Annotated in this window: 14 protein-coding genes and 1 riboswitch; of the genes, 11 read left to right on the top strand and 3 right to left on the bottom strand. The window is 73.7% G+C overall.

What is annotated here, in order from left to right:
- Positions 1 to 164 precede the first annotated feature (164 nt).
- From OIU81_RS25970 to OIU81_RS25935, 8 genes are all read left to right on the top strand, one after another.
- Complete coding sequence (locus OIU81_RS25970; RefSeq protein ID WP_329151558.1) at positions 165 to 809, top strand: HNH endonuclease family protein; 645 nt, start codon at positions 165 to 167, stop codon at positions 807 to 809.
- 121 nt (positions 810 to 930) lie between these two features.
- A complete protein-coding gene (locus tag OIU81_RS25965; protein WP_329151557.1) occupies positions 931 to 2658 on the top strand; it encodes an alkaline phosphatase D family protein in 1728 nt (575 codons plus the stop codon).
- 213 nt (positions 2659 to 2871) lie between these two features.
- Positions 2872 to 4842 (top strand): FAD/NAD(P)-binding protein, encoded by a 1971-nt coding sequence (locus tag OIU81_RS25960; RefSeq protein ID WP_329151556.1) that lies wholly within the window; start codon positions 2872 to 2874, stop codon positions 4840 to 4842.
- A 78-nt stretch (positions 4843 to 4920) separates the two neighbouring features.
- Positions 4921 to 5385, top strand: coding sequence for a DoxX family protein (locus tag OIU81_RS25955; RefSeq protein WP_329151555.1), 465 nt, complete (start codon positions 4921 to 4923; stop codon positions 5383 to 5385).
- A gap of 235 nt (positions 5386 to 5620) precedes the next feature.
- Complete coding sequence (locus tag OIU81_RS25950; protein ID WP_329151554.1) at positions 5621 to 6292, top strand: DedA family protein; 672 nt, start codon at positions 5621 to 5623, stop codon at positions 6290 to 6292.
- Positions 6293 to 6440: 148 nt separating this feature from the next.
- On the top strand, positions 6441 to 7043 hold the full coding sequence (locus OIU81_RS25945) for a GNAT family N-acetyltransferase (protein ID WP_329151553.1): 603 nt from the start codon (positions 6441 to 6443) through the stop codon (positions 7041 to 7043).
- Positions 7044 to 7314: 271 nt separating this feature from the next.
- A complete protein-coding gene (locus tag OIU81_RS25940) occupies positions 7315 to 8526 on the top strand; it encodes a class I SAM-dependent methyltransferase (protein ID WP_329151552.1) in 1212 nt (403 codons plus the stop codon).
- A 137-nt stretch (positions 8527 to 8663) separates the two neighbouring features.
- Positions 8664 to 9320 carry a nucleoside/nucleotide kinase family protein gene (locus tag OIU81_RS25935; protein WP_329151551.1) on the top strand — a complete coding sequence of 219 codons (657 nt, stop codon included), beginning with the start codon at positions 8664 to 8666 and terminating at the stop codon, positions 9318 to 9320.
- 67 nt (positions 9321 to 9387) lie between these two features.
- Here the strand turns inward: OIU81_RS25935 and OIU81_RS25930 are convergent, their stop codons facing one another.
- Positions 9388 to 9774: a hypothetical protein gene (locus tag OIU81_RS25930; RefSeq protein WP_329151550.1), complete on the bottom strand. Its 387-nt coding sequence runs from the start codon at positions 9772 to 9774 to the stop codon at positions 9388 to 9390.
- A 142-nt stretch (positions 9775 to 9916) separates the two neighbouring features.
- Between OIU81_RS25930 and OIU81_RS25925 the strand changes: the two genes are divergently transcribed.
- From OIU81_RS25925 to OIU81_RS25915, 3 genes are all read left to right on the top strand, one after another.
- On the top strand, positions 9917 to 10630 hold the full coding sequence (locus OIU81_RS25925) for a MarR family winged helix-turn-helix transcriptional regulator (protein WP_329151549.1): 714 nt from the start codon (positions 9917 to 9919) through the stop codon (positions 10628 to 10630).
- Positions 10627 to 11475, top strand: coding sequence for an alpha/beta fold hydrolase (locus OIU81_RS25920; protein ID WP_329151548.1), 849 nt, complete (start codon positions 10627 to 10629; stop codon positions 11473 to 11475). The genes OIU81_RS25925 and OIU81_RS25920 overlap by 4 nt, the downstream gene beginning before the upstream one ends.
- An 80-nt stretch (positions 11476 to 11555) precedes the next feature.
- Positions 11556 to 11769: riboswitch (cobalamin riboswitch) on the top strand.
- 31 nt (positions 11770 to 11800) lie between these two features.
- On the top strand, positions 11801 to 13009 hold the full coding sequence (locus OIU81_RS25915) for a HoxN/HupN/NixA family nickel/cobalt transporter (RefSeq protein WP_329155357.1): 1209 nt from the start codon (positions 11801 to 11803) through the stop codon (positions 13007 to 13009).
- Positions 13010 to 13156: 147 nt separating this feature from the next.
- Here the strand turns inward: OIU81_RS25915 and OIU81_RS25910 are convergent, their stop codons facing one another.
- The gene (locus OIU81_RS25910; RefSeq protein WP_329151547.1) at positions 13157 to 13657 is read right to left on the bottom strand and encodes a VOC family protein; all 501 of its coding nucleotides are present in this window, start codon (positions 13655 to 13657) and stop codon (positions 13157 to 13159) included.
- A 92-nt stretch (positions 13658 to 13749) separates the two neighbouring features.
- Positions 13750 to 14301, bottom strand: coding sequence for a DoxX family protein (locus OIU81_RS25905; protein WP_329151546.1), 552 nt, complete (start codon positions 14299 to 14301; stop codon positions 13750 to 13752).
- Positions 14302 to 14443 lie beyond the last annotated feature (142 nt).

Raw genomic sequence — 14443 nt, 5'->3', positions numbered from 1 at the left:
CGGTTCAACCGGAGTGCCGCCCTGCAGTTCTGGCCTCCCGTCAGCCCTTGAAGTGACGTGAGCATGTCGCCAGGCTGTTACCTGGTGCTCCTCCCATGGAAACCCCACTTCACCACCATGGGCCGCACCACACGGCAACTTCCCCCCACATACAGGGAGTTTCGATGGCAAAGGTCTACGCGCGTCGCGTTTCCCTCGCCGCGGGCGCGGCCGCCGCCCTGGTCGGCACGCTGGTGTTCAGCGGCCAGTCCGCCCAGGCGGCGCCGCCCAGCCCCCCGGGCGCGGCCACCGCACGGACATATCTCGCGGGCCTCAAGGAGCAGCCCGAGGGCCCGCAGGACGGCTACAGCCGCGACAAGTTCCCGCACTGGATCGACCAGGGCAAGAACTGCAACACCCGCGAGGTGGTCCTCAAGCGGGACGGCACCGGCGTCCAGCAGGACAGCGGCTGCGCGGCCGTGAGCGGCAAGTGGGTCTCGCCGTACGACGGGGCGACCTGGACCAAGGCGGCCGACCTCGACATCGACCATGTCGTACCGCTGTCCGAGGCGTGGAAGTCGGGCGCCGCGCAGTGGACCACCGCGCGCCGCCAGGAGCTGGCCAACGATCTCACCCACTCCCAGCTGATCGCCGTCACCGACAACCTCAACCAGGAGAAGGGTGACAAGGACCCGGCGAAGTGGCTGCCGCCGAAGACCTCGTACCACTGCGAGTACGCCCGGATGTGGGTGTGGGTCAAGCATGAGTACGGCATGACCGCGGACTCCGCCGAGAAGGCCGCGCTGAAGAAGATCCTGGACGGCTGCTGAGCCCTCCCTCCCGGGTGCGCGCCCCGCCGGCCGGATCACCGGCCGGCGGGGCGCGCCGCCCCTGGCCTGACGCCCCGCGCGGTGTGCTCCTATCCTCTGACCACGACAAGGGGAGGCACCGATGGCCGGACTGCGCTTGGGACCGCTGCTGCGGTACGTCGATGCCACCAGCGCGACCGTGTGGGTGGAGACCGACCGGCCGTGCGAGGTGCGGATCCGCTGTGACGGCGGGGCGCACGGCGCACAACGCACCTGGCAGGTGGCCGGGCACCACTATGCGCTGGTCCCGGTGACCGGCCTGGCGCCCGGCAGCGAGACGCCCTACCAGGTACTGCTGGACGAGCCGGGGGCGCCGCCCGGCGGTGACGGGGAGAAGGTCTGGCCGCCGCCCGCCAGCCCCTTCCCCGCGAGCACCATCCGCACCCTCCCCGCCTCCCCGGACCGGCCACTGCATTTCGCCTTCGGCTCCTGCCGCTGGTCCGCGACGCCGTCGGACGCCTCGCACGACCCGGTCGGCCCGGACGCCCTGGACGCCCTCGCCGCCGATCCCGCCCGGCAACGCCCGGACGTGCTGTTGCTGTTGGGCGACCAGGTCTACGCCGACCAGACCTCCCGGGCGACCGCCCGCGTGCTGGCCGGCCGCCGCGACCTCACCGAGCCGCCGTGGAAGCAGGTCGCCGACTACGAGGAATACACCCACCTCTACTACGAGTCCTGGCTCGACCCGAGGGTCCGCTGGCTGCTGTCCACGGTCCCCAGCTGCATGATCTTCGACGATCACGATGTGATCGACGACTGGAACACCTCGGCGGCCTGGCTGGCCCGGATGCGGGCGACCCCGTGGTGGCGCGAGCGGATTCTCGGCGGCCTGATGTCGTACTGGGTGCACCAGCACCTGGGCAATCTGGCGCCCGCGGAACTGGCCGCCGACGCGCTGTACGCCCGGGTCCGGGCCGCCGACGACGGGACGGACCTGGTACGGGAGTTCGCGGCCGCCGCGGACAGCGATCCGGCAAGCGTCCGCTGGAGCTACCGCCGGGACTTCGGCCGGGTGCGCCTGGTCATGATCGACACCCGGGCCGGCCGCATCCTGGAGGAGGGCGGCCGCGCCATGCTCGACAAGGCCGAGGGCGAGTGGCTGCGGCAGGCGGTGCTGGAGGGGCGCGGCGGCTACGACCATCTGCTGCTCGGCAGTTCGCTGCCCTGGCTGCTGCCGCATCTCGTCCATGCCGCCGAGGGCTGGAACGCCGCGCTGTGCGCCGGTGAACGCGGCCCGCGCTGGGCCCGGCACAGCGAATCCCTGCGCCAGCGCGCCGATCTGGAGCACTGGGCGGCCTTCCCCGATTCGTTCGCCGCGCTCACCGAGCTGATCACCGAGGCGGGCTCGGGCACCCACGCGCCGGCGACGGTCTGTGTGCTGTCCGGGGATGTGCACCATGCCTATGTGGCCGAGCCGCGGCGGCGCGGCGCCGGCCCGCACCCCGCGAGCCGGGTGCTGCAGTTGACCTGCTCGCCCGTCCACAACAGCATTCCCGGCGCGCTGCAGGCAGGTTTCCGCTTCGGCTGGAGCCGTCCGGGCCGGTGGCTGGGGAAGCTGCTGGCCCGGCACGGGCGGCTGCCCCGGCCGCCGGTGAAGTGGCGGCGCACGGGCGGCCCGTGGTTCGGCAACCAGCTGATGACGCTGACGCTGGCGGGCCGTGCGGCGCGGCTCGCCCTGGATCAGGCCCGCCGGGAGGACCCGGGCGGCGTCCGGCTCGTGACGGTCTGGCGCACCGAGGTGGCCGATGCCCGCCCTGAGGAGGAATCCGCCGGTGCGGGCGGTCCGGTCCCGGGGACGGAACGGCCGTAGAGCGGAGGAGGCGGGCGGCCCGGCGTCCGTGGGCGGCCGGCGGCGCCCCGATCCACCGTGCGGGGGCGGCCGGTGAGGCGTCGTTCCGCGCCGCACCCCGGTGCCGCGGCCGGGACGGGGGCGGTGATGATAGGGCGCACGTTTGCCGTCGCCCGCACCCGGGCGGCCACGCCCGCGGGCGCCGGCCGTCCGCCGCCCCAGGGAGGGCCTGTCTTGGCCGCCGACCGTCTCGCCGACCGCCGCCCCCGGTCCGCCCTCGCGCTGGTGGGCGCCGGACCGCGCGGCACGAGCGTCCTGGAGCGGCTCTGCGCCTCGGCCGCCGAACTGGCCCCGGGCACCGCGCTGACCGTCCATGTCATCGACCCGGCCCCGCCCGGCGCCGGGCAGGTGTGGCGCACCGCCCAGCCGCCCGAGCTGCTGATGAACACGGTGGCCTCGCAGGTCACGCTGTTCACCGATGACAGCGTCGAGTGCGCCGGCCCGATACGTCCCGGGCCGAGCCTGTACGCCTGGGAAGGCTGCGAGGTCGGCCCGGACGACTATCCGGGGCGGGCGCTGTACGGCCGCTATCTGGAGTGGGTCTTCCGTCGCACGGTGCGCAACGCTCCCTCCGGGGTGACGGTCGTGACGCACCGGACCCGGGCCGTGCGGCTGACCGAGGCGCCCGACGGCTCGCAGTCGCTGTCCCTCGACGACGGCCACACGCTGCACGGCCTGGGGGCGGTGGTCCTCGCCCAGGGCCATCTGCCGGCCGCGCCGGACGACGGGCAGCGGCGGCTGGCCGAGCATGCCGCCGGGCACGGTCTGCACTATCTGCCGCCGGCCAACCCCGCCGACCTCTCCACCGAGCTGGCGGCGCTGGCCCCGGGCCGCCCGGTGCTGCTGCGCGGCCTCGGCCTCAACTTCTTCGACCACATGGCGCTGCTGACGACGGCCCGCGGCGGCCGGTTCGTCCGCGGCACGGACGGGGCGCCGGTGTATCAGCCGTCCGGCCGGGAGCCGCGGCTGTACGCGGGCTCCCGGCGCGGCGTCCCGTACCACGCACGCGGCGACAACGCGAAGGGCGCCCACGGCCGCCATCTGCCGCTGCTGCTCACGCCGGACGTGACCGCGGCGTTCCGCGAGCGCGCCGACTCCGGCGACCTGCCCGACTTCCTGACGGAGGTCTGGCCCCTGGTGGCCAAGGAGGTGGAGACGGTCTACTACGAGGCGCTGCTCGCGGGGCGCGGCGCGGGCCGCGAGCCGGTGCGCCGGTTCCGGGAGCGGTTCCTCGCCGGCGCGCACCGCGGCCCCGAAGAGGCCGCCGCCCTGGACGCCTTCGGGATCGCGCCGGCCGCACGCTGGGACTGGGACCGCCTGGCCCGGCCGCACGCGCAGCGGTCCTTCGCCGGCCGCGCGGCCTTCCGCGCGTGGCTGCTGGACCATCTGCGCACGGACGTCGCACACGCCCGGCAGAACAATGTGTCCGGCCCGGTCAAGGCGGCCCTCGACATCCTGCGGGATCTGCGCAACGAGCTGCGGCAGATCGTCGACCACGGCGGACTGACCGGCACGTCCCGCCGGGACCATCTGGACCGCTGGTACACCCCGTTCAACGCTTTTTTGTCCATCGGGCCGCCGCGGCGCCGAATCGAGGAGATGACCGCGCTGATCGAGGCGGGGGTGCTGGAGGTGATCGGCCCGCGGATGGCGGTCCGGCCCGGTACCGCCGACGGCCGCGGGCCCGGTTTCACGGCCTGGTCCCCGGAGGTGGCGGGGTCGCAGGTGACGGCGGCGGCGCTGATCGAGGCGCGGCTGCCGGAGCCGGATCTGCGGCGCACCGGGGACCCGCTGCTGGCCCGGCTGCTGGCCGACGGCGGCTGCCGCCCGCACACCGTGGACGGCTACGAGACGGGCGGGCTCGATGTGTCGCCGAGCCCGTTCCATCTGATCGGGGCCGACGGCCGGCACCATCCGCGGCGTTTCGCGGTGGGGGTGCCGACGGAGGGGGTGCACTGGGTGACGGCGGCCGGGGCCCGCCCCGGGGTGGGGTCGGTCACCCTCGCCGATACGGACGCGGTGGCGCGGGCGGCGCTGCGGGCCGCGGTCGCGGGGGTGCCTACGGGTACCGGGGCGGGCACGGACACGGTTCCGGCTGCGCGATCGGCGGCTTCGAGCCAAAGGCCCGGTATGGCCAGAGGTTGAACTTGCAAGTACTGCTTAGGTGTCCCTAACCTGTGCCTCCAGCGGTGACCCGTCCCCACAAACCGTAGGAGTCCCCACATGTCCACACCCCTGGACTCATTCCTCCAGAGATCCACCCCGCACGTCCTCGCTCTCTTCCGCGTCGTCGTCGGGCTGCTCTTCGCCTGCCACGGCGCGTCCTCGCTCTTCGGCGTCCTCGGCGGCGCCATGGGGCAGGGCGGCACCCTCCCCACCGGCAGCTGGCCGGGCTGGTACGCCGCCGTGATCCAGCTGGCCGGCGGCCTCCTGGTGATCTTCGGCCTGGGCACCCGCCCCGCGGCCCTGCTCAGCTCCGGTTCGATGGCGTACGCCTACTTCTCCACCCACCAGGGCACGGCGCTGTGGCCGATCCAGAACGGCGGCGAGGCGGCCGCGATGTTCGCCTGGGCCTTCCTGCTCGTCTTCTTCACCGGCCCCGGCTCCTGGGCACTGGACCGGGTCTTCTTCGGCACGCGCACAGGGACGGCGGCCCCGGCCGCTCCGCAGGAGCCGTCCACCGCCTGACGCACCGTCCACGGCGCGCCCCGGCGCCGCGCCGCCGCGGACCCGCACCTCCCCGGCCCGTACGGCTTCCCCGCCGTACGGGCCGTGCCGTGTCTCCCGGGCCCACCGACGCCCCCGATCCCCCCGTCCACCCACCGGACCGGGCCCGGGAACCCAGGCGTACGCTGTATGGCTGAAGGGCCGCCCCTGCCGCACCGAGCGACGTCGCGGCGGGGTTCGGACCGGGAGTGGGACGTTGCTGGAAAGCCTGGGGTCCCTCGGCGGCACCCCGTGGGTGTATGTGGTCGTCAGCTGCTCGATCGTGCTCGATGTCTTCCTCCCGATCCTGCCCAGCGGGATCCTGGTGATCGCCGCGGCCACCACCTCTGCCGGCGCTGCCACCTCTGCCGGCGCTGCCGCCAGCGCCGCGCACGCGGTCGGCCGCGTCGAAGCCGCGTCCGTCCGCGGCGGTACCCATCTGGCCGGGGTGTTCGCGCTGCTGCTGTGTGCCGCCACCGCCTCGGTCCTCGGCGACATGGTCGCCTACCGGCTCGCCCGGCGCGGCGGCGACCGCTTCGACCGCGCCATCGGCCGCTCCCGCAGGCTGACCGCGGCGCAGCGGCGGCTCGGTACGGCGCTGAGCCGGGGCGGCGGCATCGTCGTCGTCCTGGCCCGCTTCGCACCCGCCGGACGGTCCGTGGTCAGCCTGGGCGCCGGTGTCGCCCACCGTACGGTCCGCGAGTTCCTGCCCTGGTCCGCGCTGGCCGGCCTCGCCTGGGCCGCCTACAGCGTGAGCCTGGGCTACTTCGGCGGCCAGTGGCTCGGCACGTCCTGGGTGAGCACCGCCCTCTCGGCCGCCGCCCTCTTCGCCGCCGGATCGGCCGCCGCCTTCCTGATGCGCCGCCCGGAACGCCCCGCCGCGCACTGACCGGCGGCCGGTGACGGGCCCGATGACGGGCCAGGTGACGGGCCGGTGAGGCGCTTCCGTCAGCCGCCGGGCCCCCGGCCGACGAGACGCCGGCGGTGCACGGAAATCCGCTGGCCGGGCGCCGGACCCCGGTGCGACGATGACGGGCATGAGCGGCACCGGCACCTCCGACGGCCCTGACGGTCCCCACGGTGGCGACGGCGCTCGCGCTGGCGGCTCCCCCTCTCCGGCCGCCGTCCCCGGCGCCTGGCAGCCTCGCCCCGAGACCACCGCGGACCGGCCGGCCGTCCGCCGCATCCATCTCGCCGCCTTCGAGGCGCCCGGGGAGGCCGACCTCGTCGAGGCGCTGCGCCGCGACCCGGCGGCCTGGCTGCCGGGACTGTCCTGGGTGGCCGACGCACCGGACTTCACCCCGGCCGCCCATGCCCTGCTGACCCGCTGTCAGATCGACGAGGCGCCCGCCGTGGCACTCGCCCCCTGTGCGGTGCTGCCCGCGTATCAGCGGTGCGGTGCGGGTGATGCGGTGATCCGGGCACTGCTGGCGGCGGCGCGGGCGGCCGGCGAGCGGACCGCGATCGTGCTCGGCCATCCGTCGTACTACCCGCGCTTCGGCTTCGTACCGGCCGTCCCTCGGTTCGGCATCCTGCCCCCGCAGCCCTGGCCGGAGGCGGCCTTCATGGCGCTCTCCCTGGACGGCTCCCCGCCCCCGCGCGGCACGGTGCGCTACGCCGGGGCGTTCGGCACCGGCTGACCGCGGGCCGAGCGGGCGGTGCCGTGGGGCGTCGCGCGGTGAGGGACCTCGCGCGGGCGGGCGGGGCCTCGAGCGGGAGCGGGCGGGAGCGGGCGGGAGCAAGACGGGAGCAGAGGAAGTCTCGATCCGGAGTAAAATCGACCGGCACACCCACCACACCCCCCTCCCCGTCTCCTGTGAGCCGTTCGTCGCTCCCCGGACGCCGGACCGGGACCGCTCCCCTGGGCGGCGCCCCGGCGGGGTCCGCCCACACACGCGAAGGCACACCTCGGTGAACCAACCGCCGGTCGTCGAATGGACCGAGGCCGACGAGGCCCGTTCCGCCCGTTGGCGCTCCGAGAACGGCGCTCCGCCGCCCCGCCGCATCGTCATCGCCGACGACCGGACGAAGGCCGACGACGCCTACAAACTCGCCTGTGAGGGCACCGCTCTGCTGTGGCGGGGCGACTTCCACAACGCCCGGCAGCTGCTGACGGCGATGGCCCGCCGCATCGACCGCCGCCCCCGCAAGACACCGCCCGCCGATGTCACCCAGGCGTTCCACCAGCACCGCGCCGCGCAGAACCAACGCGCCCGCATCCTGGGCATGCTGCTGGTCCCGCTCGATGCGACCCTCGCCGTCCCGCTGCACCGCGCCCCGGACGTCCGCGAGGCCTGCGCCAGGGCATACGGCCCCGCCGGTCCCGCCCGCGAGGAGGCGCCCGGGACCGCCGAGGGCGCCGATCCGACCGCCTCCCTGGTCTCGCTGCGCGAGCTGCTCGGCCTCATCGGCGCCAACGAATGGCGCAGGAAGGGCGTCGAGATCCCGGCGCTCGGCGGCGACCGCATCCATCCGCACTACGGCGTCTTCTCCCCGGCCCGCGGCGAGTACGTCGACCTGGTGGCCGAGGCGCCGCTGCCCTCCCAGGAGCTGGCGTTCGACATCGGCACCGGCACCGGCGTGCTGGCCTCGGTCCTCGCCCGGCGCGGGGTGCGCCGGGTCGTGGCCACCGACCAGGACCCGCGGGCGCTGGCCTGCGCCCGCGAGAACACCCAGCGGCTGGGCGTCGCCGGACAGGTGGAGGTGGTCGAGGCCGATCTGTTCCCGGCCGGCCGCGCCCCGCTGGTCGTCTGCAACCCCCCGTGGGTGCCCGCGAAACCGACCTCCCCCGTGGAGCATGCGGTGTACGACCCGGGCAACCGGATGCTGCACGGATTCCTCAGCGGTCTCGGGGACCATCTGACACCGGACGGCGAAGGCTGGCTGATCCTCTCCGACTTCGCCGAACACCTCGGCCTGCGTGCGCACACCGCACTCCTCGACGCCATCGCCGCCGCCGGCCTGACGGTCCTGGGACGGCTCGACATCACCCCCCGCCATCCGCGCGCCCGCGACACCTCCGACCCGCTCCACGTGGCCCGCGCCGCCGAGGTCACGTCCCTGTGGCGCCTGGGACTCGCGGACGGGGGTGCGGCCGACTCCCGCCGGGACGGGGAGAGTTAGGGGCGCGGGAGGCAAGGGCTGGGGGTCGGGAGCCGCGGCCGCCGGATCGTGCCCGGGCCCGGGGGGCCGGGCCTCGCGGAACGCCACCGGGTGCGCGGCCGCCCCTCAGCCCGCCGGCTCAGGCACGATGGGGCCTCATGGATCTCCCGTACCTGCTCTCCCGCGCCCGTGACCTCGCCGCCTCCGCGACTCCCGGCCGACGCCGGCTGCTCGGTATCACCGGCCCGCCCGGCGCCGGGAAATCCACCCTCGCCGCCCATCTCGTGGCCGGGCTGGCCGGGCAGGCGGCGCTGGTGCCGATGGACGGCTTCCATCTCGCCGAGGCGGAGTTGCGCCGACTGGGCCGCAGGGACCGCAAGGGTGCGCCGGACACCTTCGACCCCGCCGGCTACGCGGCGCTCCTGGCCCGCCTGCGCTCCCCCGAACCGGACACCGCCGTCTACGCCCCGGCCTTCGACCGCCGTATCGAGGAGCCGGTCGCCGGCAGCATCCCCGTCGCCCCCCACCTCCCGCTGATCGTCACGGAGGGCAACTACCTGCTGCTCGACACCGCCCCGTGGTCACGGGTGCGCGCACTGCTCGACGAGGTCTGGTACGTGGAGCTGGACGGCGCGGAGCGGATCCGGCGGCTGGTCGACCGTCATGAACGCTTCGGGCGCACCCGCGCCGACGCCGAGCGGTTCGTGCACGCCTCGGACGAGGCCAACGCCCGCGTCGTGGCCGCCTCCCGCGAACGCGCCGACCTCGTCCTCACCTTCACCCCCGACAAGGCCCCGCCCCCCGAAGGCACATAGCCCCCGTCCCCTCACCTCTGCCTCTCACCGCTCACTTCTGCCTCTCTCCGCTCACCTCTGCTCACTTCTACCTCTCTCTGCTCGCCTTCTGCCCGTCGGCGAGCAGCCCGGCCACCGACAGGGCGCCCCAGCCCACCGACACCGCCACCGCCCCCACCCGGCGGCCGCGCCCCGGCAGCGTCGCACCGAGCAGCACCGCGTCCCCGAAGTCCGCCGCGATGCGCACATATGCGGCGGTACGCAGCGCCGGCCCGTCCGGAGCCAGCGCCAGCGCCAGCCCGCTCACCGCGTCCCGCCAGGCCAGCGGGCGCAGCGAGGTCCGGATCGCCGGCGCGGTCCGCCCGTCGTCACCGGCCAGCCCCGAGGGCCGTGCCAGCAAGCCGGGCGTCACGGCCACCGCCACCCCGTACGCCGCCGTGGCCACTCCGACCGCACGCAGCAAAGAGACCTTCATCCGCCGTCCGTCCTTCCTTCCTCGCCCACGAGTCACATGAGACCCTCCGGCCCCACTCTTCCCTTCGGACTCACTTACCTCCTCACCTCCTTTCCGCGGCACCCCCCTTCCCAAACGACATCAACGATGTCACCCTGACACTATGAGTGTCATTGAGGGGGAGTCCATGAAGACCGCCGAGCACACCATCGGGCGCGCCACCGAGCCGGCCGTCGAGCCCGACGTCGAGCGCGACAGCGAGCGCGACAGCAAGGGCGCCACCGAGTCCGACGACGAGCGCGCCATCGAGCAGGACGGCAACGAGGCGCCCACGCCGGCCGAAGACCTGCTGTACGGCGTCATCCGACGCCTGTGGCCACTGCACCGCAGGGTCGTGCGCGCGGTGGAACGCGAACTGACCGGCACGGGCCTGACCGCCGGCGAACACGCACTGCTGGACGCGCTGCACAGCGAAGGCCCGCGGACCGTCCCGCAGTTGGCGCGCGCGATGGACCTCGACCGGCAGCCGGTGCAGCGCTGGGTGAACCACGCCGTCGAACTGGGCCTGGCGGTGACGGCCCCCAATCCGGCACACCGCCGCTCGTCCCTGATCCAGCTCACGACCGAAGGCGCGGCGGCGATACGCGGGATCCAGCGCTTCGAGTCGGCGGGCCTGCACCGGCGACTGGCCGATCTGCCCGCCGAGGACCTCCGCACCGCACTGCACGTCCTCGACCGACTCGGTGAGGAATTCCGGCACCTCGGGAACGGCTCGCACGTTCCACCGGAGGAAACCGACAGTCGCGGCAATCAAGACGGCAGTCGCATCCAGCCCAGCTCACCGCATCCGACGCACAAAGGACGGCCCAGAGAATGACCCGCAGAATCACCGCCTGGTCCGAGATCGACAACGGCATCGTGCCGGTCGAGGAGGGCGAGCTGTTCTACGAGACGGCGGGCGAGGGTCCCGCGGTGGTACTGCTCCACGGCGCGATGCTCGACCAGCACATGTGGGACGAGCAGTTCGCCTGGCTGGTGAACTCCGGTCTGCGCGCGATCCGTTACGACTTCCGCGGCCACGGCCTGTCCTCCACGGTGGCCGGGGACTACGCCCACCACGAGGACCTGTGCACACTCCTCGACACCCTCGGCGTCCCCCGCGCCGTCCTCGTGGGCCTCTCCCACGGCGCCCGGGTCGCGCTGGACACTGCCCTCGCCCGCCCGGAGCGGGTGGCGGCCCTCGCGCTCGCGTCCCCCGGGATCAGCGGCCGCGCCTTCACCGACCCCTTCCTCCTGGAGCACATCAAGGAGCAGGTGGCGGCGATCGGCGCGGCGGACGGCGTGGAGCGCTATATCGAGCACTTCCTGCGGATGTGGGTGGACGGGCCGCATCGCGAACCGTCCGCGGTGCACCCGGGATTCCGTGAGCGGATGCGCGCCTCGGCCGAGGCCAATGTGGAGGTGCATGCCGAGGAGCGGGGAGCCGGGATGCCCGTCGAGGTCGGTGCCGCCGGGCGGCTGAGGGAGGTCCGGGTGCCGACGGTCGTGTTCGACGGCGATCTCGACAGCAGCGACATCTCCGCCAACGCCCATGCGATAGCACTGTCCGTCCCCGGCGCCCGCAGAGTCCGGATACCGGGCGCGGCCCATATGGTCAATCTGGAGAACGGCGCGCTCTTCGACCAGGAGCTTCATGCCTTTCTCTGCTCCCTGGACTGGTGACGGGCGGGCCTCCTGCGGCGGGCCGCGCCCCCGCCCGTTCCCGGACCCGCCCCACGCACCGCACCCCTCCCGCACGGCGGTTAGAGTGGCCGGGCCGTGGTGTTCGGGAAGACCGGTGACGGACCTTGAGGTCCCAGACCGGAGCGGCCCTCGCCACTGTGATCGGGGAGTTTCCGTCCCTTCCGCAGACGCACGACGCCTCTGCGGCGCCACTGACCGCAGCCCGCGGCCGGGAAGGCGGGGCGGACGCGTGCACCCGTAAGCCAGGAGACCGGCCACGGCATCTCACGAACTGATCCACGAGGTGCTGGAGCGTGACCGCCGGATGGCCCTGTCCACCGATACCCCGACCACCCCTGCCCACGGCGCGTTCCGCTGGCGCCGGCAGGACACCCTGCGTACCGCGGGCCTGATGGCCGTCATAGCCGGGCTGCACGTCGTCGCCTTCGGCGTGCTCTTCCTGCTGGTGGTCCCCGAGCACTACACCGTCGGCAACCGGGCCTTCGGCGTCGGACTGGGCGTCACCGCGTACACCCTCGGCATGCGGCACGCCTTCGACGCCGACCACATCGCCGCCATCGACAACACCACCCGCAAGCTGATGGCCGACGGCAAGCGGCCGGTCTCGGTCGGCTTCTGGTTCGCTCTCGGCCACTCCAGCGTGGTCGTCGCCATGGCAGCGCTCGTGGCGGGGGGCGCCCAGCTCGCCGGCATCCTGCTCAACGACGAATCCGGCATGCACCAGATCCTGGGCATGGTCGGCACCACCGTCTCGGGGACGTTCCTCTACCTCATCGCCGCCCTCAACCTCATCGCGCTGTCCGGGATGTGGCGGGTCTTCCGCGGGATGCGCAACGGCCGCTACGACGAGGCCGAACTGGAGCGGCAACTCGATGCGCGCGGCTTCATGAACCGCTTCCTGGGGCGCTTCACCCGCTCCGTCACCCGTCCCGGCCAGATGTTCCCGCTCGGCTTCCTCTTCGGGCTCGGCTTCGACACCGCGACCGAAGTGACCTTGATGGTGATGGCGGGCAGCGGCGCCGCGGCCGGCCTGCCCTGGTACGCGATCCTGTGCCTGCCGCTGCTCTTCGCCGCCGGCATGAGCCTGTTCGACACCCTCGACGGCACCTTCATGAACTTCGCCTACCAGTGGGCGTTCTCCAACCCGGTGCGCAAGGTCTACTACAACATCGCCATCACGGGCCTGTCGATCGCCGTCGCCTTCTTCATCGGCACGATCGAGCTGGTGACGGTGCTGCACGACAAGCTCGCCCTCAGCGACCCGCTGACCGGCTGGGTCTCCGGCCTCGACCTGGACAACGTCGGCTTCCTCATCGTCGGCCTGTTCGTCGTGGTGTGGGCCGTGGCGCTGACCTACTGGCGACTGTCCGGCGTCGAGAAGCGCTGGACCGAGCGGGCCGAGCGGGCACGATCGACGCAGCCGGCACAGCCGGACGAGCAGGCGGTGCCGGAGGGGCGGGCGGTGCCGGACGCGCGGACAACACCGGAGAACCGGGCGGCCTCGGACGTCTGAGGCATCCGAGGGGCCGAGAGTCAGAGACCTCTGAGGCGCCCGGTCCAACCGGTCAGGACCTGTCCGCCCGGGCGGACAGGTCCCACCCGTCCCACCCACCCAGCCGATCAGACTCTGGCTCTCCCCTCTCCCCTCACCCCTCACCCCTCACGTGGCTGACCCCGCCGCCGCCCCCGTCGCCAGATCCGGGCCCCAGCGGTCCAGTGCCGCCGCCAGATCGAGCGGCAGCAGCCGGTCCGGCTGGTCCGGGCCCGGCCAGTCCTCCCGCGGGACCCGCCACATCACCTCGAACTCGTTGCCGTCCGGGTCCTTGGCGTACAGCGACTTGGCGACCAGGTGATCGCTGGCGCCCAGCAGGGCGCCCTGCTCGTCGAGCCGGTCACGCGCCGCGAGGAGTTCGCCGAGCGTGCCGACCTCCCAGGCGAGGTGGTAGAGCCCGACCCGTCCCGCTTCGGGCCCGGGAGCCCCGGTGCCCACGGCGAACAGCCCCAGGTCGTGATCGTTGAGCGAGCCGGGAGCGCTGAGAAACGCCGCCCGCCCCGGCACTTCGGTATCCACCGTGAGCCCGAGGGCCTCGGTGTAGAAGGCGATGGACCGCGCTACCTCGCGTACGTAGAGCACCGCGTGGTTGAGACGTCGTACCGACATGACCCTGCTCTCCGCTTCTTCCGCCGCGGCACCACCGTGGTGCCGCCCCACTCCCCGTTCCCGGCCCGGCTCCACCTGCCGCCGGGCCGGCGTCACTTCCGGACCATGAGCACCACGCCCGCCACGACCACCGCCAGCACCAGCGCGACCACACCGCGGACCGGCCGGTGGACCCGCAGACCGGGCAGGAAGCGGTCGGCGGCGAACCGGCCGGGCCCGGTCAGTGCCAGGGCCGCCGCACCGGTGGTCAGCAGCAGCTCGTACTCCACACCCTTGGGCGCGAAGAAGCCCCCGCCCCACTTCACGGCCAGGGCATTGACCATCGTGCCGACGACCGCCGCGGCGGCGAGCGGGGTGAGCAGTCCGGCCGCCAGCCCGAGCCCACCGAGCGTCTCGCTCAGACCGGCGACGACGGCCATCGTCCGGCCGGCCGGATAGCCGCTCATCGTGAAGAACTGCCCGGTCCCGTCGAGCCCCGGCCCACCGAACCAGCCGAACAGCTTCTGGGCGCCATGGGCCGCCATGGTCAGCCCGAGCGCGAGCCGCAGCACGAGCAGCCCGGCGTCGTAGCCGTACGCGGCGGACTGGTCGCGCCGCGAAACGGCGAGGCGGGTGGACTCAAGAGTGCTGAGGGGGGACGTCATGAGGAGCGCTCTTTCCCAGGTCGAGGACCGGCCCGCGAACCCACGGACCAGTTACTTGAAACTTCAAGTCACCCTCCCGACGATACACAGCACCCCCGCGGCGAACAACAGTCACTCGGCACCCCCGGGCGGCCACCCGCAC

The sequence above is a fragment of the Streptomyces sp. NBC_01454 genome (assembly GCF_036227565.1).
In the GTDB taxonomy this organism is placed as follows: Bacteria; Actinomycetota; Actinomycetes; order Streptomycetales; family Streptomycetaceae; genus Streptomyces.
This window is presented reverse-complemented; position numbering and strand designations above follow the sequence as displayed.